Source organism: Rhizobacter sp., from assembly GCF_032229685.1.
In the GTDB taxonomy this organism is placed as follows: Bacteria; Pseudomonadota; Gammaproteobacteria; order Burkholderiales; family Burkholderiaceae_C; genus LMDS01.
Window position 1 is genome coordinate 275176 of record NZ_JAVTWP010000040.1, and the last position, 21175, is coordinate 296350.

Consider the following 21175-nt stretch of genomic DNA (forward strand, 5'->3'; position numbering starts at 1 on the left):
AAGCGGGCCGCCGGCAGCCGCCCCTACAGCCGCCCCACGCAGCCCGGCGCACCGCAGCGGCAGCGCAGTCGGCCTTCGTGGTGGGTCTCGCCGTAGTTCACTGTGAGCTCTTCGCCCGCGCGCAGATCACGCATCGCGTAGAACTCGACCCGGCCCTGGCGGATGCGCAGCACCGCGTTGGGCTGGCACGAGTGGTTGGTGAAGCGCAACGGGTCGGCCGACTGCGACGCGTCGATGGCGCGCTTCTCGCTCAACTCGACGATCATGATGCGCGCCACGCCTTTCGCGCGGCGCCGCGCTTCTTTCACGCTGATGGCTTCGCCGCGAATCTCGCCGATCTTGCGGCGCGCAGGAATGGACTCGGCGGCGAACGCGCCTTGCCCGTCGATGGCGCTCTGGTGCACCTCGACCGCGAACTTCTGCGGGTCGGCGGGCACGCCGCGCACCCGTTTCGCGGCGGTGGCGGGCACCAGCTCTTGAACAGGCGGCAGGGGCGCGAGGCGGGGCATGGTTTGTATTGTCGCGTCAAGCGGTGGTGGGCCCGCGCAGCTGCACTTCTTCACGATCGTGGCCGCCGCGGTGCGAACTGGCGCGGCCTTCACCCGCTTTTCGGTCAATGAAATTTTCGGCCTGCCGATACGCTTCACATACCGACTCGAAAGGCAGACCCCATGAGCCACGCACAACCCAAACAATACTTTGCAGCCCAGCACCGCGCCGTCGCCTACGGTGGCGCGATCGAATGGGAAGAACTGCCCTCGCTGGCCGATTCGCTCTCGAAGCGCCTCGTCACCCGCGGCAGCTGGGCTCGCGATGCGGCCAACACCGTGTCGGGGTTTGAGGCGAGCACCTCGTTCCACGCACCCTGGGACGCGACCATGCCGGCCGACCTCGACGCGCTGGCACCTTCCGAGCCGTTCCGCGAAACGCTGACCGGCCTGTCGATGCGCGAAGTGGTCGAGCCCGACGTGTTCCACCACTTCTTCGGCGGCCGCTGAGCTGCCGCTGACCGGGCGGCTCGCCCTGAGCCGCCCCGAATAGAATCGTCTCCCGCGCCCCGGCTCCTTCGGGGCGAACCCAAGGAGACCCGCCATGTCGATGGCCGATCGCGACGGAAAGATCTGGATGGACGGCACGCTGGTGGACTGGCGCGACGCCAAGATCCACGTGCTGACCCACACCCTGCACTACGGCTGCGGCGCCTTCGAAGGCGTGCGGGCTTACAACACCGTCGGTGGCACAGCGATCTTCCGCCTGCGCGAACACACCGAGCGGCTGTTCAACAGCGCCAAGATCCTGCGCATGAACATCCCGTTCACGCCCGAGCAGGTGATGGACGCGCAGAAGCTCGTGGTGCGCGAGAACAAGCTCGAAAGCTGCTACCTGCGCCCGCTGGTCTGGATCGGCTCCGAAAAGCTCGGCGTCAGCCCGAAGGGCAACACCATCCACCTGATGGTCGCGGCCTGGCCCTGGGGCGCCTACCTGGGTGAAGACGGCATCAAGCGCGGCATCCGCGTCAAGACCTCGAGCTACACCCGCCACCACGTCAACATCACGATGACGCAGGCCAAGGCGGTGAGCAACTACACCAACTCGATCCTGGCCAACATGGAAGTGACCGAAGAAGGCTACGACGAAGCCTTGCTGCTCGACTCGGCCGGCTTCGTGAGCGAAGGTGCCGGCGAGAACATCTTCGTGATCAAGAAGGGCGTGGTCTACACGCCCGACCTGTCGGCCGGTGCGCTCAACGGCATCACGCGCGACACCATCCTCGCGATCTGCAACGACCTGGGGCTGAAGCTGGTCGAGAAGCGCATCACGCGCGACGAGATCTACATCTCCGACGAAGCCTTCTTCACCGGCACCGCGGCCGAAGTCACGCCGATCCGCGAGCTCGACCGCATCACGCTCGGCGCCGGATCGCGCGGGCCGATCACCGAGAAGATCCAGACCGCGTTCTTCGACATCGTGAACGGCCGCAACCCGAAATACGCCGAATGGCTGACCAAGGTCTGAGACCATGAGCGACAGCAAACAGCAAGCGCCCATCGAAGTCACCGCCCACGACCTGCAAGGCCCCGGCGTGGTGTTCTGCCCGAACCCGAAGATGGCGCTGTGGAGCAACCACCCGCGCGTGTTCATCGACGTGGCGACCACGGGCGAAGGCAAGTGCCCGTACTGCGGCACGGTCTACAAGCTCAAGGCCGGCGAAAAAGTCCACGCCCATTGACGGTGTGAGCAAACGCAGCCTCATCGTCGCGCCGCAATGGATCGGCGACGCGGTGATGACCGAGCCGCTGCTCGCGCGCTTGTCAGCGCGAGGTGAACAACTCACGGTGGCGGCGCTGCCCTGGGTCGCGCCCGTCTACCGGGCCATGCCGCAGGTGGCCGAAGTGATCGACCTGCCGTTCGCACACGGTCGGCTCGACTGGGCCGAGCGCAGGCGTGTTGCCGCGCAATTGCGCGGCCGGTTCGAGCTGGCCTACGTGCTGCCCAATTCGCTGAAGTCGGCGTTGATCCCGTGGCTCGCCGGCATTCCGAAGCGCGTGGGCTACCAGGGTGAAGGCCGCTACGTGCTGCTGAACCAACGGCTGAAGAGCCCCGCGGGCCGGCCGCCGATGGTCGCTTTCTACAGCGCGCTGGCCGGCGAGCCGGTGCCCGCGAACGAACGCCCGCAACTGCGCTTCAACGACGCCGTGTTGCAAGCCGCGACGCGGGCCGCGAACGTGCAGCCACACGCCTACTGGGCCTTCGCCCCCGGCGCCGAATACGGCCCCGCCAAGTGCTGGCCTGCCGCGCACTACGCGTCGCTCGCGGCTTCGCTGTTCGCACGGCATGGGCAACCGGTGTTGTTGATGGGCTCGGGCAAGGAAGCGGCCCTGTGCGAAGAGATCGCCGCCGCTGCGCCCGGCGCCTGCATCGTGATGGCCGGCAAGACCTCGCTGATCGATGCGATGGCGCTGATTGCTGCCGCGCGCGGCGTGGTCAGCAACGATTCCGGCCTGATGCACGTGGCTGCGGCTTTCGGCGTGCCACAAGCGGCCGTGTTCGGCTCGACCAGCCCCGAGCACACCCCACCGCTGAACCCGCGTGCCCGTGTGCTGTGGCTGAAGGAAGAACTGCAGCTCGAGTGTTCGCCGTGTTTCGAGCGCACCTGCCGCTTCGGCCACTACCGATGTTTGACGGAGCTGAGCCCGATGCGGGTGGAAAGCGCTCTGGATCAGGCGCTCGGGACCTCTTGATTCGCGTTCCGCGTACCTAGAGCGTCAGCTTGCCGAAGAACAACACCGGCCCGGTCGGCGCGCCGGTGGGCGAGCCGCCCGGCGGCTCCAGGCTCACGGCCAGGTGGTCGGTGCCGACCGGCAGCGTGGCCTTGGTGAAGGCGCTCGCGCCGTTGGCCGAGATCAAGCCGAGCGAACGTGGCGCGCCCTTGCCGGCGGCGGCCCACAGTTCGAGCACGCGGTTCGATTCGACGCTCACGTTCACGAGCGGCTTGGTCACCACCGTGCGCCCGTCGCCGCTGATGCTGGCCACGAACGAGGCTGGCACGACCGCGCCCCCCTCGGCCGGCGCGGTGGACGACAGCACCACGATGATCGGCGCCGGCGCCGGCCCGGGGTTGGCGAGCAGCACCGAGAGGCTCACGACCGCCACCGCGGCCACGCCCGAGAAAGCACGCCAGAAGGCGAGCTGCCGCCACCAGCCGGTGGGCGCGCTCTGTGCCGGGGCACGCGCCGGCTGGATCCGCTGTTCGATCTTCTGCCAGACCGCGTCTGATGGCTTCACCGGCGCCACGCTGGCCGTGAGCGGCATCAGCCGGTCTTGCCAGGCGCGCGTGGCGGCGCGCAGCGTGGCATGCGCCGGCAGCAGCGCTTCGAAGCGGCGGCGCGCCGGGCCACGCAAGGTGCCGGCCACGTATTCGGCGGCGAGGCGGTCGGCGAGTTCGGGGCGGCTGTAGTCCATGTCAGGCCCCTGTGCTCGTGTTGTCGCGCTGCACTGCGGATTCGAGGCAGCTCTTCAGCGACATCAGCGCGCGCCGCACCCACGACTTGACGGTGCCCAGCGGCTGGCGCATCTGCTCGGCCACTTCGGCGTGGCTCAAACCGTCGAAGAAGGCGAGCGCGACACTCTGGCGCTGCTGCGCGCTCAGGCCCTGCATGCACGACGACAGCGCGCGCGCATCCGAGGCCCGGCTCAGCAGATCGAGCGGGCCGGGCGCGTCGCTGGCCACGGTGTCGTACACGTCGGTTTCCTCGTCGTCGATGCTGGAGGTGATGGTGGAGCGGAATTGCGGCTGGGTTTGCGTGCGGCGCAGGCTGTCGATCGCGCGGTTTCGCGCAATGCTGCCCAGCCAGGTCAAGGGTTGGCTCTGGGCGGCATCGAAGCTCTGCGCCGCGCGCCAGACGTTGACATACACCTCCTGGAGAATGTCTTCGGCCTGGGCCCGGTCTCTCTGGATACGCAGCACCACGCCCAGCAGATGCGCGCTGGTTCGTTCGTAAAGCGTGGCAAATGCCGCGCGGTCGCCCAAACCGGCGCGTGCCAGCAGCTTCGAGAGCTCGAGGCTGCGTTCGGTCCAGTCGCTTTGTGGTGTGGGCATGGGGCAGGAGAGGGGGCTTCGTACAATCGAAGCAGCCCGGAAGCCTACCCTATGTCCAGCCCCAGCGAATTCGTTCTCACCCTGTCTTGTCGAGATACCAAGGGCATCGTTTATGCCGTCTCGGGTTTGTTGTATGAAGCCGGCTGCAACATCGTCGACTCGCAGCAGTTCGGCGACGTGCTGAACGCCGACAGCAGCGGCCTGTTCTTCATGCGGGTGCACTTCGAAGCGCCCGAGGCGCTGGCCGACTGCGACAAGCTGCTAGGGCTGATGGCGCCATTGCGTCAGAAGTTCGGGATGCAAACGCAGGTTTATTCACTCGCCCGCAAGCCGCGCCTGCTGCTGATGGTCAGCCAGCACGGCCACTGCCTGAACGACCTGCTGTTCCGCTGCGACACCGGCCAGCTGCCGGCGCAGGTGGTGGCCGTGGTCTCGAACCACCCCGACTTCAAGGACCTGTGCGCGCTGCATGGCGTGCCTTTCCATCACCTGCCGCTCAAGGCCGGCGCCGCGCCCGCCGACAAGCGCGCGCAGGAGCGGCAGGTGCAGGCGCTGGTCGAAGAGCTGCACGTCGACCTGGTCGTGCTGGCGCGTTACATGCAGATCCTGTCGCCCGAGTTCTGCGGCTTCCTGACGGGCCGCGCGATCAACATCCACCACAGCTTCCTGCCCGGCTTCAAGGGCGCGAAACCGTACTTCCAGGCCCACGCGCGTGGCGTGAAGCAGATCGGCGCCACGGCCCACTACGTGACGGCCGAGCTCGACGAAGGGCCGATCATCGAGCAGGACGTGGAGCGCGTCGACCACGCGCTCAGCCCCGAAGACTTCACCGCCGTGGGGCGTGACGTCGAGAGCGTGGTGCTGGCGCGCGCCGTGCGCTGGCACGTCGAACACCGGGTGTTGCTCAACGGCAGCAAGACGGTCGTGTTTCGCTGAACAACCGGAGTTCGCATGGCCCGACCGAAATCGATGGCGCCCCTGGCTTCGCCCGACGAGATCGAGCAGCAGTTCTACGAAGCACTGCAGCGTGGTGACATCGAGCGGCTGATGGCCGTGTGGTCCGACGACGAAGACATCAGCTGCGTGCACCCCGGCGGGCCGCGCGTGGTGGGCGCCAGTGCGATCCGCGCCGCTTTCGATTCGATGTTCGCCAACGGCACCATCGACGCCCGGCCCGAGAAGGTGCGGCGCCTGCAGACCCACGCCTGCGCCGTGCACAGCGTGCTCGAGCAGGTTCGCGTGATGACCGAAGAGGGCCCGCAGTCGGCCTGGGTGATCGCGACCAACGTCTACGTGAAAGGCGCGCAAGGCTGGCGGCTCGTGGCGCACCACGCGAGCCCCGGTTCGCCGCGCGAGGTGCAAGAGATCGCCGAAGCGGCCTCGGTGCTGCATTGAGCCCGATGGAGCAGTACCGCGCACCACGCTGGCTGGTCGGTGGCAACGCGCAGACGATCTGGCCGGCCTTGTTCTCGAAGCGCTTCAGCGGCCAGGCACCGGTCTTCAGGCGCGAGCGCTGGGCCACGCCCGACGCCGATTTCATCGACGTCGACTGGCAGGGTGAAGACACGCAGGCCCCGCTGCTCGTGCTGTTCCACGGCCTCGAGGGCTCGTCGGGCAGCCACTACGCGCAGGCCTTTGCCGATTGGGCGCGGCAGCACGGCTGGCGCTTCGTGGTGCCGCACTTCCGCGGTTGTTCGGGCGAGCTGAACCTGGCGCCGCGGGCCTACCACTCGGGCGACTTCGAAGAGATCGGCTGGGTGCTGCAACGCATCCGTTCGATGCACGCCGGCCGCATCGCCGCCGTGGGCGTTTCGCTTGGCGGCAACGCCTTGTTGCGCTGGGCCGAAGAGGCTGGCGACACCGCAGGGCAGAGCGCGAGCGTGGTGTGTGCGGTGTCGTCGCCGATCGACCTGGCCGCCGGCGGCCGCGCCATCGGCGAAGGCTTCAACCGGCAGGTCTACACCCGCATGTTCCTGCGCAGCATGAAGCCCAAGGCCTTGCGCAAGCTGGCGCAGCACCCGGGTTTGTTCAGTCGCGAGAAGCTGCTGGCCGCGCGCGACCTGTACGCGTTCGACGACGTGTTCACCGCGCCGCTGCACGGCTTCAGGGGCACCGACGACTACTGGTCGCGCGGCTCGGCCAAGCCGCATCTGCACACGATCCGGATCCCGGCGCTGGTGCTGAACGCGCGCAACGACCCCTTCGTGCCGGCGAGCAGCCTGCCGGGCGTGCACGAGGTGGGCACGCACGTGACGCTGTGGCAGCCGCCGCACGGTGGGCACGTCGGCTTCCCGGGTGGGCGCTGGCCGGGCCATGTGCACACGCTGCCCGACGCGGTGATGGGCTGGATCAAACGCCAGCTCTGAACGAAGATCAACGCATGGACGACATCGTCAAGCAGGCGCTGAAGAAGTGGCCCAACGTGCCGCACTGTTACGGCTGGCTCGCGCTCGACGCGCGGGGCGACTGGTACATGCGCGACGACCGGGTGCAGGCCGCAGGGCCGTTCCCGAAGGTCAAGGGCAGCCGCATCCTGCACGAGAAACTGCGCGAGTTCATCGAGCGCAACTACCTCGTCGATGAAGCCGGCTGCTGGTTCTTCCAGAACGGGCCGCAGCGGGTGTACGTGGAGCTCGAAGCGGCGCCGTGGGTGTGGCGCCTCGAAGCGCTGCCCGGCGCCGCGCCGCGCATCACCAGCCACACCGGGCTGGCGGCGCAGTTCCAATCGGCCTGGCTCGACGATCACGATCGCCTGTTCCTGGCCACCGACCTCGGCCTCGGCATCGTGCACACGCTCGACATGGAAGCGGCCGCCGGTGCCGTCGAAAGCGCGGCGTGGTCACCCACTGCCACGACCTTCGACGCACTGGTCACACGCTTCGGCTACCGGCTCGCGCCGGCGCCCTGAATCACATCATTCCGTAGAACACGTAGTCGGCCTCGTAGGCCACCTGCTGGCGCTTGCCCTTGCTGGTTGCATCACAAGCCATCGCCGGGGCCACGCCGCCCTTGGTGTTCAGGCGCTGGATGTAACTCACGCCCGTCATCGCGCCGGCGCCCATCGCCGGGTCGGTCTTCACCAGCTGCAGCGGGATGTTGCCCGGCGCGGCCGGCGCCACGCCGAGCTGTTTGCCGGTGACCTTGGAGCCGTCGTTCGCTTCCCAGGTCGGGCCGGCGTAGTACTTGCCGACGGTCTTCTTGTCGCCGCTGTAGAGCGTGGCGACCGGGCCCACGAAAGCCCACTCGTGCGCGCCTGCCATGTCCTTCTTCTCGCGGCATTCGTAAGTGATCTCGCCGACACCGGTGGTCGACATCATCACCTTCTGGCCGGCCGGCACCCGAACGGGTTCGGGCAGCGCGGCGTTGTCGACTTTCATCATCATCGGGGCACTGGCACAGGCCGACAGCGCGATGGCGGCGGCGATCATCGAGAGTTTTTTCATGGGAAGCTCCTGGGGGTTGGGGTGCGATGGTCGGCCAGCGACGCACTCGTTCGCGCCGCTCGCACCTCCGCCCATACGCAGCGTGCTGCCGATCGGATGCAGCGGTCTGCGGGCGAAAAAAAGCCGGCTCGCAAGCCGGCTCTTCTGTGGGTGCCGCGTTTTACTTGACGCTGCTCACCATGTAGGTGACCACGGCCTTGATCTCGGCCTCGCTGGCGGCCGAACCACCCTTGGGCGGCATCGCGCCCTTGCCCTTGATCACGCTCGCAGTCAGCCCGTCGATGCCTTGCGCGAGGCGCGGCGCCCAGGCGGCCTTGTCGCCGATCTTCGGCGCGCCGGCCACGCCCGCCACGTGGCAGGTCTGGCACAGGTTGGTGTAGAGCGCGGGCACGGCTTCTGCCTTGGCGGCGGGCGCTGCGGCCACCGCCGTGGCCACGGCAGCCGGTGCCGCCATGGCGGCCGGGGCCACAGCGGCCACGGGCGTGGCGGCGGCGGCCGGTGCGGCGTCGGCCGCCACCGCAGCGGCGGGCGCCTTGGGTTCGTCGAACTTGGCACCGCCCTTGTTGGCCATGTAGACCACGGCCCGTGCGATCTCGAGGTCGGCGAAGTCGCCGCCACCTTGTGCACCCATCTGGCCCTTGCCGCCCAGCGCCGACTTGAGCAAGGCCTCATAGCCCGTCTTGATGCGCGGGGCCCAGGCCTCGGCGTCACCCAGCTTGGGCGCGCCCACCAGGCCGGCGGTGTGGCAGGCCGTGCACGCGGCGCCAAACACCTGCTCGCCCGTCTTCAGCGTCGACAGATCGGAAGCGTCTTTCACCTGCACCTTGCCCACCGGCTGGATGCGCTGAGCCACCGCTTCGGGCGTGAGGCCGGAGCTGCCGGCGGCCGGGCGGTGGTCGGCAGTCACGTACTCGACCAGCAGGATGATCACGATGACCGGCACGACGAACGCGTACAGCACGGCCAGGATCAGCTGCTTCGGCGTCTTGATGGGGCCTTCGTGCGGGCCGTCGGAGTCGTGCGGGGTGTGGGCGTCGCTCATGAGATCCTCAACTGCGAAATTCGGTGGCGCTTCTGCGCAAAAACCCGCGAATTATAGGGCCCCGGGCACGGGCGGGCCGGGCTGCAGGCGCCGCCGCGCCGCGTGCCCGCTCTCGGTCTACAGTCTCGGCTTCGCCCCGCTGCTTCCTGAGGAGACGCCCATGTTCAAGGCTCTGGTTCTCGACAAGAACCCCGACTTCGCCGCCGCACTGCGCGAAGTCGACGATGCTTTTCTGCCCGAAGGCGATGTGACCATCGACGTCGAGTACTCCACGCTCAACTACAAGGACGGCCTGGCCATCACCAACCGCTCGCCGGTCGTGCGCAGCTGGCCGATGGTGGCCGGCATCGACGGCAGCGGCAAGGTCAGCGCCAGCAGCCACCCGGCCTGGAAGGTGGGTGACGCGGTCGTGCACAACGGCTTCGGGGTCGGCGAAACGCACAAGGGTTGCCTGGCCGGGCGGGCGCGCCTGAAGGGTGACTGGCTGGTGCGCCGGCCGGCGGCCTTCAGTGCGCGCCAGGCCATGGCCATCGGCACGGCGGGCTACACGGCCATGCTGTGCGTGCTGGCGCTCGAACGCCACGGCGTGAAGCCCGGAGACGGCGAAGTGCTGGTCACCGGCGCCACCGGCGGTGTGGGCTCGGTCGCCGTCGCCTTGCTCGCCAAGCTCGGTCACACCGTGGTCGCCGCCACCGGCAAGCTGAACGAAGCCGGTTATCTGCAAAGCCTGGGCGCGGCGCGGCTGATCGACCGGGCCGAACTGGCGGCGCCCGGCAAGCCGCTGCAGAAAGAACGCTGGACGGCGGTGGTCGACGCGGTCGGCAGCCACACGCTCGCCAACGCCTGTGCCCAGACCCGCTACGGCGGCGCCGTGGCAGCCTGCGGTCTGGCGCAGGGATTCGACTTGCCGACCACGGTGATGCCGTTCATCCTGCGCTCGGTCGCCCTGCTCGGCGTCGACAGCGTGATGGCGCCGCGCGCCTTGCGCGAGCAGGCCTGGGCGCGGCTGGCGACCGACCTCGACCCGGCGCTGCTCGAATCGATCACGACCGAAGTGCCGCTGGCCGATGCGATAGCCGCCGCGAACCGGTTGATGGACGGCAGCGTGCGCGGCCGCATCGTGGTGCGCACGCAGGGCTGAACGAAGCGCCCGCTAGAATCGCGCCACGGCAAGCGACCGTGGTGAAGTGGATATCATTGGGCCCTCCGAAGGCTTAGGCGCAGGTTCGATTCCTGCCGGTCGCACCAGGTGCCTTCCGCGCACCGCGCCGGCACCGCGTGATGCGGCGCCACCACCCACTTGCAGCCGGTCTCCATGCCCATGCAAATGCCGCAGTCACCGTCTTCCTCATGGCAACGGCTCGGCACAGGGCTGCTGCTCGCCACCCTCTTGCTGCTGACGGCTTGTGCCGGTTTGCCGCAGGGCGTGGCACGGGTGCCCACGCAGGCGCTGCCGGCCGATGACGCCAGCCCGCTGGTGCAGATCGCGAAGGCCTCGACGCGCGACGCTTCGCTGAGCGGCTTTCGCCTGCTGTCGTGGTCGGAGCAATCGTTCGCCACCCGCATCGAGCTGGCGAACCGGGCGCGCCGTTCGCTCGATGTCCAGTACTACCTCCTCGCCAACGACGACACCGGCCACCGGCTGCTGCGCGCCCTGCGCGACGCGGCTGCGCGTGGCGTGCGCGTGCGGCTGCTGCTCGACGACCTGTACACCGGCGGCAGCGACGCACTGCTGCTCGGTCTGGCGGCGCACCCGAACGTCGAGGTTCGCCTGTTCAACCCGTTCCCGGCGCGCTTCGACGGCCTGGTGGGCCGGTTCGCCGCGTCGCTGTTCGACTTCGGGCGGCTCAACCACCGCATGCACAACAAGCTGTTCATCGCCGACGGCGCGATGGCGGTGGCCGGCGGGCGCAACATCGGCAACGAGTACTTCATGGTGCACGACGGCGCCAACTACATCGACCTCGACGTCTTCGCCATCGGCGCGGTGCTGCCCAAGCTCGGCCAGCTCTTCGACCGCTACTGGAACAGCGAACACGTCTACCCGGTGCAGGCGATCGTGCGCAGCGGCGAGAGTGCGGCCGCGTTGCAGCGCAGTTTCACTGACGCGACCGCGGCGCAAGCGGGGCGTGGCCCGCAGCCGCCCGCTGCCGGCGCCAAGGACCTGATCGGGCAGCCCAACCTTTCTGAAGAGATGCAGGCCGGCGTGCTCGATCTGGTCTGGGCCGAAGCCGACGCATTCGCCGATTCGCCCGACCGCGTCATCAGCCACCGCCGCTTGGCGCCTGCTGCCGCAGACGATGGCCCGACCGTGCGCCAGAGCCTGATGACCGAGTTGCTGCTGGCGCGTGAAGACGTGCTCGTGTCCTCGCCCTACATGGTGCCCGACCGTTCGGTGATCGAAGACATGCGCGAAGGCCGGCTCTACGGCCTGCCGATCACCATCATCACCAACTCGCTGGCGTCGACCGACGAACCGCTGGTGCATGCCGGCTACCGGCGCTACCGCGGCGAGATGCTCGACCTCGGCGTGCAGGTCTACGAAGTGGCCCCGAGCCGGGTGCAGAGCAGCAAGAACCTCGGTTCCTTCGGCCGCTCGATCGGGCGCTTTCATGCCAAGGCCGCAGCCATCGACCGCAAGCTGATGTTCATCGGCTCGCTCAACTTCGACCCGCGCTCCGAAAAGCACAACACCGAGCTCGGTTTCCTGATCCGCAGCCCGCAGCTCACCAGCCAGTTGCTGGCGCTGGCCGAGTTCGTGAAGAGCGAAGCCGCCTACCGGGTGCTCCTGAACCGGGAAACGGGCAAGCCGGAATGGCAGATCACCACGCCCGAAGGCCGGCAGACCTTTTTCGAAGAACCCGACACCGGCTGGTGGCAGCGCACCTGGCTGTGGCTGGTCGGGCCGCTGGTGCCCGAAGGCCACCTCTGAGCGCGCCGGCGCCGCCCACTGCACAACACGCGCATGAGTTCACTCGACGACCCCTTCCACGACCGCGAGGTCGGCAACCGCGACAGCACGCTCGACACCACCCGCATCGACGACGTGCGCATCGGCGCGGTGCGCCCGCTGATCACGCCGGCGCTGCTGCAAGAACGCGTGCCGGTGCGTGACAACACGCTGGCGCTGGTGGAAGGCAGCCGCGCCGCCATCGCCGACGTGCTGCACGGCCGCGACGACCGGCTGATCGTCGTCGTCGGCCCGTGTTCGATCCACGACCACGAGCAGGCGATCGACTACGGCACCCGCCTGAAGGCCGTGGCCGATGCCCTCGGCGACGACCTGCTGATCGTGATGCGCACCTACTTCGAGAAGCCGCGCACCACCGTCGGCTGGAAGGGTTACATCAACGACCCGCACCTCGACGGCAGCTTTGCCATCAACGAAGGCCTGGAGCGTGCGCGCCGCCTGCTGCTCGAGCTCACGACGCTCGGCTTGCCCACCGGCACCGAGTTTCTCGACCTGCTGAGCCCGCAGTTCATCGCCGACCTGATCGGCTGGGGTGCGATCGGCGCGCGCACCACCGAAAGCCAGAGCCACCGCCAGCTCGCCTCGGGCCTGAGCTGCGCGGTCGGCTTCAAGAACGGCACCGACGGTGGCGTGCGTGTCGCGGCCGACGCCATTCTTGCGGCGCGCGCGACCCACGCCTTCATGGGCATGACGAAGATGGGTGTGGCCGCGATCTTCGAGACCCGCGGCAACGACGACTGCCACGTGATCCTGCGCGGCGGCAAGACGCCGAACTACAGCGCTGCGAGCGTGGCCGCGAGTTGCGAGCTGCTGCGCGCCGCCGGCCTGCGCGAGCAGGTGATGGTCGACGTGTCGCACGGCAACAGCAACAAGCAGCACCAGAACCAGATCGTCGTCGCGCACGACGTGGCGGCGCAGATCGCGGGCGGCGAGCAACGCATCTGCGGCGTGATGATCGAGAGCCACCTCGAAGAAGGCCGGCAGGACCTGCGGCCCGGCGTGGAGCTCAAACGCGGCGTGTCGATCACCGACGCCTGCATCGGCTTCGCGCAGACCGTGCCGGTGCTGCAGGCGCTGGCCACGGCGGTGCGCACGCGGCGCACGGCCGCCTGAGATCGGCGGGCGCTTCGGCGCCAAATCGGCACGGAATCGGGTGGTCGGGTGTGAGCACGAGCGCCGGCCGCAGCCTAGACTGCCGCGAACCTCTTCACCGCTTCAGGCTGAACCTCATGTCCATCTCCGCGATCGCCCTTTCCGGCATGAACGCTGCGCAGACCGGCTTGCAGGTGGCTGCGCACAACATCGCGAACCTGAACACCGAAGGTTTCCGGCGCCAGCAGGTCGTGCAGTCTTCGGTGGCGCCGGCGGGTGTGAGCACCACGCTCACGCGCAGCGCCGAGCCGGGTGAAGCGATGCTGACCGACATGGTTGGCCTGCTGCAGGCGAAGAACGCGTTCCTCGCGAACCTGGCGGTGTTTCGCCACCAGGACGAGGCGATGGGTTCGCTGCTCGACGCCGTGGCCTGAGCGGCCACGGGGATCACTGCGTTGCTCAGCCCTTGGCGCGCATCGCCGAGAGGAACTGCTGTGACCCGGCCGCGAGCATGCGCGCGTCGGAACCGAGCGTGACGAAGCGGTAGCCCATCGCCACGCGCGCCAGTGCACCGGCGGCCACGCCGTTGTGGATGCCGCACTGAACGCCATGCGCCTTGGCGCGCTCGGCGATGTGGGCGATGGCCTGCGCCACCGGCTGGTCGACGTCGTCGAACACCGGTTTGCAACCCATCGAGAGCGACAGGTCCGACGGGCCGATGTAGATCGCGTCGAGCCCCTCGACCGAGAGAATCTCGTCGAGCTTGTCGAGCGCCTGCGCGGTTTCGATCATCGCGAAGGCGACCACCGTGTCGTTGGCGTGCTGCGGGTAGTCGGCGCCGCCGTACAGCAGCGCCCGCACCGGCCCGAAGCTGCGCGTGCCGCGCGGCGCGTAGTGTGTGTAGGCCACGAGCTTCTGCGCGTCTTCGCGGCTGTTGATCATCGGGCAGATGATCCCGTAGGCGCCGGCGTCGAGGCTTTTCATGATGATGCCCGGCTCGAGCCAGGGCACACGCACGATCGGCACGGTGGCGGTGGTCGAGATCGCCTGCAGCATCGTCACCATCGCCTGGTAGTCGATCACGCCGTGTTGCAGGTCGATGGTCAGCGTGTCCCAGCCCTGATTGGCCATGGTCTCGGCCGAGAAGCTGTTGCCGATGGCGAGCCAGCCGTTGACCGCGGCCTGGTCGTTCTTCCACATCGTGCGCAGGCGGTTTTCTCTCATGCTTGTCTCCAGTGTCGGGTGGGGTTCGGTGGCGGGTTCAATCCAGCTTCACGCCGCTCTGCGTGACGACCGTCGCCCACTTGCTGCGCTCTTTCTCGAAGAACTGCGTGAACTCCGGTGGCGACATCGTGTAGACCTCGGCGCCCTGGGCGGTGAGGCGCGAGCGGATGTCGGGCGAGCGGATGATGCGCGTGAGTTCGGTGGCCAGTTTCGCCATCACGGCCGGCGGCGTACCGGCCGGCACGAGCACGCCTTGCCAGGTGCCCGACTCGAAACCCTTCACGCCTTGTTCGGCGATGGTGGGCACGTCGGGCAGCATCGGCACGCGCGTGGCGCGCGACACGCCCAGCACCTTGAGCTTGCCCGATTGCACGAAAGGCAGCGTGGCCAGCATGCCGTTCATCAGCACCTGAGTCTGGCCGCCGATCGTGTCCTGGATCGCCTGCGAGCCGCCCTTGTACGGGATGTATTCCCACTTCGCACCGCTGGCGCGTTCGACCGCCACGCCGGCCATGTGCGGCGCGCTGCCCATTGCCGTGACGGCGAAGTTGAGCTTGGTCGTCTTCGACAGCGCGACCAACTCCTTCAGGTTGTTGGCCGGCACCGACGGGTGTACGACGAGCATGTGCGGCGAATAGGCCAGCATGCCGACACCGCGCAGGTCCTTGCTCGGGTCGAAGGGCAGCTTGGTGTAGACCGACGACGTGATCGCCAGCGCCCCCACGTCGCACAGCAGCAGGGTGTAGCCGTCGGCCGGCGACTTGGCGACGAGGTCGGTGCCGGTGTTGCCGTTGGCACCGGGCTTGTTCTCGACGACCACGGTCGTCTTCAACGCGTCGGCCAGCGGCTGGCTGATGGCGCGCGCGATGATGTCCGACGAACCCCCCGGCGTGTAGGGCACGACGATGCGGATCGGCTTGTTGGCCGGCCATTCCTGGGCAAAGGCGGCGCCAGAGGCCACGAGTGCGACGAGCAGCAGGCTGCGGGGGAACTTCATTCGGGTCTCCTGATTGGTTTTGGGCCTCGAAGTGGCCTCTTGTTGTCAGTCATCGTACAACTTGAGCGGTGAAAGTCAACCGCTTTTTGTGGCGAACAGGCGGCTTCGGCTTGTCAGGCCGCCACGCCGCTGTTGGCACGTCGGCGGCGCTCGCGGCTGTTCGCCAGGTGCGTGCGCATGGCGGCGCGGGCGGCGTCGGGATCCTGGTTGGCGATGGCGTCGCAGATGTTCTCGTGCTCGCCGTTCACGCGCCGCAGGTAGGCCTGGCGGTCTTCGCTGATGGCTTCGGCGGGCTCGAGCCGGGCGCGCGGAATGATCATCGAGCCGAGCGTGCCCATCAACTCGGTGAAGTGCGGGTTCTGCGTGGCGCGGGCGACCTCGAGGTGGAACTGGAAATCGGGGCCGACCGCGTCGCGGCCTTCTTCGATCGCACTCGAGAATGCATCGAGCGCCGAACGCATTTCGCGCAGGTTGTCAGGCGTGCGGCGCTGGGCGGCCAGGCCCGCGGCCTCGGTCTCGACGCCGATCCGCAATTCGAGCACCGCGATCACGTCGCGCAAGGTGGCGAACTGTTCGGGGGCGATGCGAAAGGGCGCAGCGTCACCGAGGCCGACGACGAAGGTGCCGATGCCGTGGCGCGTTTCCACCAGGCCCGAGGCCTGCAGTTTCGAGAGCGCCTCGCGCACCACGGTGCGGCTGACGCCGAACTCGCCCATGATGGCCGCTTCGGTCGGCAACTTCGCGCCCGGTGCGATGCGCCCGTCGCGCACGCGGTCGCCGATCGACTCGACCAACTGCAGCGCCAGCGGGCGTGCCCGGCGGCGGGGCGGTGGCATCAATTCCATCGGTGGTCTCCGTGTATTCCCTGATCGCGCAGCCTTGACTTCTGGTTCTGAGCCGGCAAACAATGTTGTACGACAACTGATGACCGATGACAAGCCCCGGCTTTCACTCTACCCGATGCCGAAACCCGTTGTTTCCTGCCCGCGCATCGCGCGCTTGTTGCTCACCGGCGCTGCCGGCGGGCTGGGCAAAGAGCTGCGCCCGCGCCTCAAGGCCTATTGCGATGTGCTGCGCCTGAGCGATGTGGCGGCGATGGCGCCGGCTGCGGCGGGCGAAGAAGTGGTGGCCGCCGCGCTGCAGGACGCTGCTGCCGTGCATGAGCTGGTGCGCGGCGTGCAGGCCATCGTGCATTTGGGCGGCGTGTCGGTCGAAGGCCCGTTCGAGCCGATCCTGCAGGCCAACATCGTCGGCACCTACAACCTCTACGAAGCGGCGCGCAAACACGGCGTCAGGCGCATCGTGTTCGCGAGCTCGAACCACGTGACCGGCTTCTATCGGCAAGACGAGGTGATCGACGCCCGCGCGCCGATGCGTCCCGACGGCCACTACGGCCTCTCGAAGGCCTTCGGCGAAAACCTCGCGCAGTTCTATTTCGACCGTTACGGCATCGAGACCGTGAGCCTGCGCATCGGCTCGTCGTTCCCGGCGCCGGTCGACCGCCGCATGCTCGCCACCTGGATGAGCTACGACGACCTCGAGCGCCTGGTCGTCGCCGCGCTCGGCGCGCCGGTGGTCGGCCACTCGGTGATCTACGGCATGTCGGACAACAGCACCACGTGGTGGGACAACACACTCGCCCGCCACATCGGCTACCGCCCGCAAGACAGCTCCGAACCCTTCCGCGCCGCCGCCGAAGCGCGCCAGCCGGTGGTCGACCCGAACGACCCGGTGGCGCGTTACCAGGGCGGCGGTTTCGTCGTCAAAGGTCCTTACGAGTGAGGCGGCACGAAGCCTCCGCTTGCCCCACGTCACCCACCATGCCACCCCTCAGGAGACACGCATGAACTTTCGCAGAACCCTTCTCGCCAGCGCGCTGGCCCTGGCCACGCTCGGCACCGGCCTGTCGGCCACCGCGCAGACCATCGTGATGAAAGCTGCCGACGTGCACCCCGTGGGCTACCCGAACGTGGTGGCCATCGAGAACATGGGCAAGAAGCTCGAAGCCGCCACCAACGGCCGCATCAAGTTCCAGATGTTCCCCGGCTCGGTGCTTGGCGGCGAAAAGGAAATGATCGAGCAGACCCAGGTCGGCGCGATCCAGATCCTGCGCACCTCGCTCGGCCCGGTCGGCCCGGTCGTGCCCGAAGTCAACGTCTTCAACATGCCCTTCGTGTTCCGCAACGAAGCGCACATGCGCGCCGTGATCGACGGCCCCATCGGCCAGGAGATGCTCGACAAGATCAGCGCCTCGCCGGCGAAGATGATCGGCCTGGGCTGGATGGACGGCGGCTCGCGCAGCCTCTACACCAAGAAGCCGGTGCGCACCATGGCGGACCTGAAGGGCCAGAAGATCCGCATGATGGGCAACCCGCTGTTCGTGGACACCATGAACGCCATGGGCGGCAACGGCATCTCGATGGGCTACGGCGAAGTGTTCACCGCGATCCAGACCGGCGTGGTCGACGGCGCTGAGAACAACCCGCCGACGCTCTTCACCGCCAACCACTACCAGGCCGGTGCGAAGTACTACACCCAGACCAACCACCTGATCATTCCCGAGATCTTCGTGATGTCCAAGGTGACCTGGGAAAAGCTCTCGAAAGACGATCAGGCGCTGGTCAAGAAATTCTCGCGCGAAGCGCAGATGGAACAGCGCGCGCTGTGGGACAAGAGCGTGGCCGAGTACACCGGCAAGCTCAAGGCGGCAGGTGTCGAATTCATCAGCATCGACAACAAGCCGTTCTACGACGCCACCGCCCCGGTGCGCGCGAAGTACGGCGCGCAATTCGCCGACCTGATCAAGCGCATCGAAGCCACGAACTGAGCGCACGGCCGGCACCTGCGAAGGGGCCGGTCTCGACGCCGCTTGCGCCCGCCGAACGCGGGCGCGCTTCCTCCTGACCGGAACACCCATGGACCACCCCTACATCCGCCTGATGGACCGGCTCTACCTGGCCAGCATCTGGTTCGCCGGCCTGGCGATCTTCCTGATGTCGTTGATCATTCCCTGGGGTGTGTTCACGCGCTACGTGCTGGGCACCGGCTCGCAGTGGCCCGAACCGATCGCGATCCTGCTGATGATGGTGTTCACCTTCATCGGTGCGGCCTGTGCCTACCGCGCCGGCGGCCACATCGCGGTCTCGATGCTGACCGACGTATTGCCACCCGCGGCGCAGCGCGCGCTGCTGGTCGTGGTCGACGTGCTGATGCTGGTGGTGTGCCTCTTTGTCGCTTACTACGGCACCCGCCTGTGCATGGAGACCTGGGGCCAGTCGATCAGTGAACTGAGCTGGCTGCCGGTCGGCATGACCTATGCAGCGCTGCCGTTGGGCAGCGCAATCACCCTCTTGTTCGTGGTCGAACGCATCATCTTCGGCCCGCAGACGCAGCGTGCCGTGGTGCGCTACGAAGAGCAGCTCGTCGAAGCCGGCGAAGGGGCGAAGTGATGGACATGCTCGTCCTGCTCGGCAGCTTCGTCGTGTTGATGGCAGTCGGTGTGCCGATCGCCTATTCGCTCGGTCTGGCGTCGCTGTTCGGCGCGCTCTGGATCGACCTGCCGCTCGACGCGGTGATGATCCAGCTCGCCTCCGGCGTCAACAAGTTCTCGCTGCTGGCCATTCCCTTCTTCGTGCTGGCCGGTGCCATCATGGCCGAAGGCGGCATGTCGCGCCGGCTGGTCGCTTTTGCGAGCGTGCTGGTCGGCTTCATTCGGGGCGGGCTGTCGCTCGTCAACATCCTCGCGTCGACCTTCTTCGGCGCGATCTCGGGTTCGTCGGTCGCCGACACCGCGTCGATCGGCTCGGTGTTGATTCCCGAGATGGAGAAGAAGGGCTACCCGCGCGCGTTCGCGACTGCCGTGACCGTGAGCGGCTCGGTCCAGGCGATCCTGATCCCACCCAGCCACAACGCCGTCATCTACTCGCTCGCAGCCGGCGGCACGGTCTCGATCGCCAGCCTGTTCGTGGCCGGCGTGATGCCGGGCCTGCTGCTCGGGCTGACGCTCGCGGCCCTGTGCCTGTACATCGCGCGGCGCGAGAACTACCCCAAGGGCGAGGTCATTCCGCTCAAGCAGGCGCTCAAGATATGCGTCGAGGCGCTGTGGGGCCTGATGACGATGGTGATCATCCTCGGCGGCATTCTCTCGGGCGTGTTCACCGCCAACGAGTCGGCCTCGATCGCGGTCGTGTGGGCGTTCTTCGTCACCATGTTCATCTACCGCGACTACAAGTGGCGCGATCTGCCCAAGCTCGTGCACCGCACCGTCAAGACCGTCACGGTGGTGATGATCCTGATCGGCTTCGCCGCGACCTTCGGCTACCTGATGACGCTGATGCAGATCCCGCTGAAGATCACCGCGTTCTTCACCAGCGTGTCCGACAACAAATACGTGATCCTGATGATGATCAACGTGATGCTGCTGGTGCTGGGCACGTTGATGGACATGTCACCGCTGATCCTCATCTGCACGCCGATCCTGTTGCCGATGGTCAAGCTGCTCGGTGTCGACCCGGTGCACTTCGGCATGATCATGATGGTCAACCTCGGCATCGGCCTGATCACGCCGCCCGTGGGCACCGTGCTCTTCGTCGGCAGCGCGGTCTCGAAGCTGCCGATGGCGGTGATCACGCGGGCGATGAAACCGTTCTTCCTGGCCTTGTTCATCGTCTTGATGCTCGTGACCTACGTGCCGGCGATCTCGCTCTGGCTGCCGCGCGCGATGGGGCTGTGAGCCGGGAATGACGACGGCCGTCTACGTCTCGAACGCCGAGAGCGGCGACATCCATGTGCTGCATCTCGACGACGAGAGCGGCGCGCTCGCGACCGTGCAGCGGGTCGAGGTCGGCGGCACCGTGATGCCGCTCGCGCTCGCCCCGAACCGGCGTGTGCTGCATGCGGCGCGCCGATCCGAGCCCATGGCCGTGCTGAGCTTCGCGATCGATGCTCGTAGCGGCGCGCTGTCGCCCCTCGGCGAGGCACCGCTGCCGCACAGCATGGCCTGGATCGGCACCGACCGCAGCGGGCGCTGGCTGCTGAGTGCGTCGTACGGTGGCCACCTCGTGGCGGTCAGCACGGTCGGCGTGGACGGCGCAGCGCAGGCCACCACGCAGGTCGTGCCCACGGGGCCGAACGCGCACGCGATCGCAACCGATGCGTCGAACCGATTCGCCTTCGCCACCAACCTCGGCGGTGGCGTGGTGTTGCAGTTCCGTTTCGACGCCGCCACCGGCCGGCTCACGCCGAACGAGCCGCCGCATGTCGCCGTGCGCGATGGCGCCGGGCCGCGCCACCTCGCCTGGCACCCCGGCGGGTGCTGGCTGTGCCTGCTGAACGAACTCGACGCGTCGATCGACGTGTTCGCTTTCGACGCTACGCAGGGCACGCTGGCGCACGCGCACACGGTGTCGAGCCTGCCTGCCAGCTCGCAAGGAGCGCCCTGGGCTGCCGACCTGCATTTCACGCCCGACGGGCGTTTTCTCTACAGCAGCGACCGGCGCTCCCACACGCTCGCCGCGTTGGCGTTCGATGCTGCCACCGGCCAACTTGCCCTGCGCGGCCACACGCCGGTGCCCACGGAGCCGCGCGGGTTCAACCTCACCGAGGATGGCCGCTGGCTGATCGTGGCCGGCCAGGCGGCGCACCGCGTCGCGCTGTTTCGCGTCGACGCACTCACGGGTGCGCTTGGCGCGGCCGGCGAGCACGCCGTGGGCCGCGGGCCGAACTGGGTCGAGACTGTTCGGCTGACTTGATCGGTGCGTAGGACGCTGCCGACAGGGCGTCGCGCCGTCGGCCGGTGGCCCGGCCG

General features: G+C 67.9%; 25 protein-coding genes and 1 tRNA gene. 18 read left to right on the top strand and 8 right to left on the bottom strand.

Annotation, left to right across the window (positions count from 1 at the left end; translation table 11 throughout):
* Positions 1–23 precede the first annotated feature (23 nt).
* Positions 24–509, bottom strand: a complete 486-nt coding sequence (locus tag AC30PD_RS19385; protein ID WP_489537322.1) for an SET domain-containing protein — start codon at positions 507–509, stop codon at positions 24–26.
* A 162-nt stretch (positions 510–671) separates the two neighbouring features.
* On the opposite strand from AC30PD_RS19385, the gene AC30PD_RS19390 reads away from it, so the two are divergent.
* The 4 genes from AC30PD_RS19390 to waaF all read left to right on the top strand — a co-directional run bounded on the left by AC30PD_RS19390 (position 672) and on the right by waaF (position 3242).
* Positions 672–998: a hypothetical protein gene (locus tag AC30PD_RS19390; protein WP_489537323.1), complete on the top strand. Its 327-nt coding sequence runs from the start codon at positions 672–674 to the stop codon at positions 996–998.
* Positions 999–1092: 94 nt separating this feature from the next.
* Complete coding sequence (locus AC30PD_RS19395; RefSeq protein WP_489537324.1) at positions 1093–2016, top strand: branched-chain amino acid transaminase; 924 nt, start codon at positions 1093–1095, stop codon at positions 2014–2016.
* A gap of 4 nt (positions 2017–2020) precedes the next feature.
* Positions 2021–2230: a zinc-finger domain-containing protein gene (locus tag AC30PD_RS19400; protein ID WP_489537325.1), complete on the top strand. Its 210-nt coding sequence runs from the start codon at positions 2021–2023 to the stop codon at positions 2228–2230.
* 4 nt (positions 2231–2234) lie between these two features.
* Positions 2235–3242, top strand: coding sequence for a lipopolysaccharide heptosyltransferase II (gene waaF, locus AC30PD_RS19405; protein ID WP_489537326.1), 1008 nt, complete (start codon positions 2235–2237; stop codon positions 3240–3242).
* Between the two features lie 16 nt (positions 3243–3258).
* Here the strand turns inward: waaF and AC30PD_RS19410 are convergent, their stop codons facing one another.
* Together AC30PD_RS19410 and AC30PD_RS19415 are read right to left on the bottom strand one after the other, a co-directional pair.
* Positions 3259–3963 (bottom strand): anti-sigma factor, encoded by a 705-nt coding sequence (locus AC30PD_RS19410; protein WP_489537327.1) that lies wholly within the window; start codon positions 3961–3963, stop codon positions 3259–3261.
* 1 nt (position 3964) lies between these two features.
* A complete protein-coding gene (locus AC30PD_RS19415; protein ID WP_489537328.1) occupies positions 3965–4600 on the bottom strand; it encodes a sigma-70 family RNA polymerase sigma factor in 636 nt (211 codons plus the stop codon).
* 51 nt (positions 4601–4651) lie between these two features.
* On the opposite strand from AC30PD_RS19415, the gene purU reads away from it, so the two are divergent.
* Genes purU through AC30PD_RS19435 form a run of 4 tightly spaced genes read left to right on the top strand, consistent with a single transcriptional unit; the run spans position 4652 to position 7508 of the window.
* Positions 4652–5536, top strand: coding sequence for a formyltetrahydrofolate deformylase (purU, locus tag AC30PD_RS19420; RefSeq protein ID WP_489537329.1), 885 nt, complete (start codon positions 4652–4654; stop codon positions 5534–5536).
* A 15-nt stretch (positions 5537–5551) separates the two neighbouring features.
* Positions 5552–5995: a YybH family protein gene (locus AC30PD_RS19425; protein WP_489537330.1), complete on the top strand. Its 444-nt coding sequence runs from the start codon at positions 5552–5554 to the stop codon at positions 5993–5995.
* 5 nt (positions 5996–6000) lie between these two features.
* A complete protein-coding gene (locus AC30PD_RS19430; RefSeq protein WP_489537331.1) occupies positions 6001–6966 on the top strand; it encodes a YheT family hydrolase in 966 nt (321 codons plus the stop codon).
* Between the two features lie 14 nt (positions 6967–6980).
* Positions 6981–7508 carry a DUF2946 family protein gene (locus AC30PD_RS19435; RefSeq protein ID WP_489537332.1) on the top strand — a complete coding sequence of 176 codons (528 nt, stop codon included), beginning with the start codon at positions 6981–6983 and terminating at the stop codon, positions 7506–7508.
* A gap of 1 nt (position 7509) precedes the next feature.
* Here AC30PD_RS19435 and AC30PD_RS19440 read toward each other — a convergent pair whose 3' ends face one another.
* Positions 7510–8043: a DUF3455 domain-containing protein gene (locus AC30PD_RS19440; RefSeq protein WP_489537333.1), complete on the bottom strand. Its 534-nt coding sequence runs from the start codon at positions 8041–8043 to the stop codon at positions 7510–7512.
* Between the two features lie 160 nt (positions 8044–8203).
* Positions 8204–9085, bottom strand: coding sequence for a c-type cytochrome (locus AC30PD_RS19445; protein WP_489537334.1), 882 nt, complete (start codon positions 9083–9085; stop codon positions 8204–8206).
* A 160-nt stretch (positions 9086–9245) separates the two neighbouring features.
* Between AC30PD_RS19445 and acuI the strand changes: the two genes are divergently transcribed.
* The 5 genes from acuI (at position 9246) to AC30PD_RS19470 (ending at position 13582) form a co-directional block, all read left to right on the top strand.
* Positions 9246–10226: an acrylyl-CoA reductase (NADPH) gene (gene acuI / locus AC30PD_RS19450; protein WP_489537335.1), complete on the top strand. Its 981-nt coding sequence runs from the start codon at positions 9246–9248 to the stop codon at positions 10224–10226.
* Positions 10227–10258: 32 nt separating this feature from the next.
* Positions 10259–10333: transfer RNA gene (locus tag AC30PD_RS19455), tRNA-Arg, on the top strand.
* A gap of 67 nt (positions 10334–10400) precedes the next feature.
* Positions 10401–12017 carry a phospholipase D family protein gene (locus tag AC30PD_RS19460; protein ID WP_489537336.1) on the top strand — a complete coding sequence of 539 codons (1617 nt, stop codon included), beginning with the start codon at positions 10401–10403 and terminating at the stop codon, positions 12015–12017.
* Between the two features lie 33 nt (positions 12018–12050).
* The gene (locus AC30PD_RS19465; protein WP_489537337.1) at positions 12051–13169 is read left to right on the top strand and encodes a 3-deoxy-7-phosphoheptulonate synthase; all 1119 of its coding nucleotides are present in this window, start codon (positions 12051–12053) and stop codon (positions 13167–13169) included.
* Between the two features lie 116 nt (positions 13170–13285).
* Positions 13286–13582 (top strand): flagellar basal body protein, encoded by a 297-nt coding sequence (locus AC30PD_RS19470; protein ID WP_489537338.1) that lies wholly within the window; start codon positions 13286–13288, stop codon positions 13580–13582.
* Between the two features lie 25 nt (positions 13583–13607).
* Here the strand turns inward: AC30PD_RS19470 and AC30PD_RS19475 are convergent, their stop codons facing one another.
* From AC30PD_RS19475 to AC30PD_RS19485, 3 genes are all read right to left on the bottom strand, one after another.
* Positions 13608–14372: an HpcH/HpaI aldolase family protein gene (locus AC30PD_RS19475; protein ID WP_489537339.1), complete on the bottom strand. Its 765-nt coding sequence runs from the start codon at positions 14370–14372 to the stop codon at positions 13608–13610.
* 37 nt (positions 14373–14409) lie between these two features.
* Positions 14410–15369 (bottom strand): Bug family tripartite tricarboxylate transporter substrate binding protein, encoded by a 960-nt coding sequence (locus AC30PD_RS19480; RefSeq protein ID WP_489537340.1) that lies wholly within the window; start codon positions 15367–15369, stop codon positions 14410–14412.
* Positions 15370–15482: 113 nt separating this feature from the next.
* Positions 15483–16214, bottom strand: coding sequence for a FadR/GntR family transcriptional regulator (locus AC30PD_RS19485; protein WP_489537341.1), 732 nt, complete (start codon positions 16212–16214; stop codon positions 15483–15485).
* 115 nt (positions 16215–16329) lie between these two features.
* Here AC30PD_RS19485 and AC30PD_RS19490 point away from each other — a divergent pair, with 115 nt between their 5' ends.
* The 5 genes from AC30PD_RS19490 (at position 16330) to AC30PD_RS19510 (ending at position 21119) form a co-directional block, all read left to right on the top strand.
* On the top strand, positions 16330–17151 hold the full coding sequence (locus AC30PD_RS19490) for an NAD-dependent epimerase/dehydratase family protein (RefSeq protein ID WP_489537342.1): 822 nt from the start codon (positions 16330–16332) through the stop codon (positions 17149–17151).
* A gap of 61 nt (positions 17152–17212) precedes the next feature.
* Entirely contained in the window at positions 17213–18196 is a 984-nt protein-coding gene (locus AC30PD_RS19495; protein WP_489537343.1) for a TRAP transporter substrate-binding protein, read from the top strand.
* 88 nt (positions 18197–18284) lie between these two features.
* The gene (locus AC30PD_RS19500; RefSeq protein WP_489537344.1) at positions 18285–18818 is read left to right on the top strand and encodes a TRAP transporter small permease; all 534 of its coding nucleotides are present in this window, start codon (positions 18285–18287) and stop codon (positions 18816–18818) included.
* Positions 18818–20101, top strand: a complete 1284-nt coding sequence (locus tag AC30PD_RS19505; protein ID WP_489537345.1) for a TRAP transporter large permease — start codon at positions 18818–18820, stop codon at positions 20099–20101. Before AC30PD_RS19500 ends, AC30PD_RS19505 begins: the two co-directional genes overlap by 1 nt.
* Before the next feature lie 7 nt (positions 20102–20108).
* Positions 20109–21119, top strand: coding sequence for a lactonase family protein (locus AC30PD_RS19510; RefSeq protein ID WP_489537346.1), 1011 nt, complete (start codon positions 20109–20111; stop codon positions 21117–21119).
* Positions 21120–21175 lie beyond the last annotated feature (56 nt).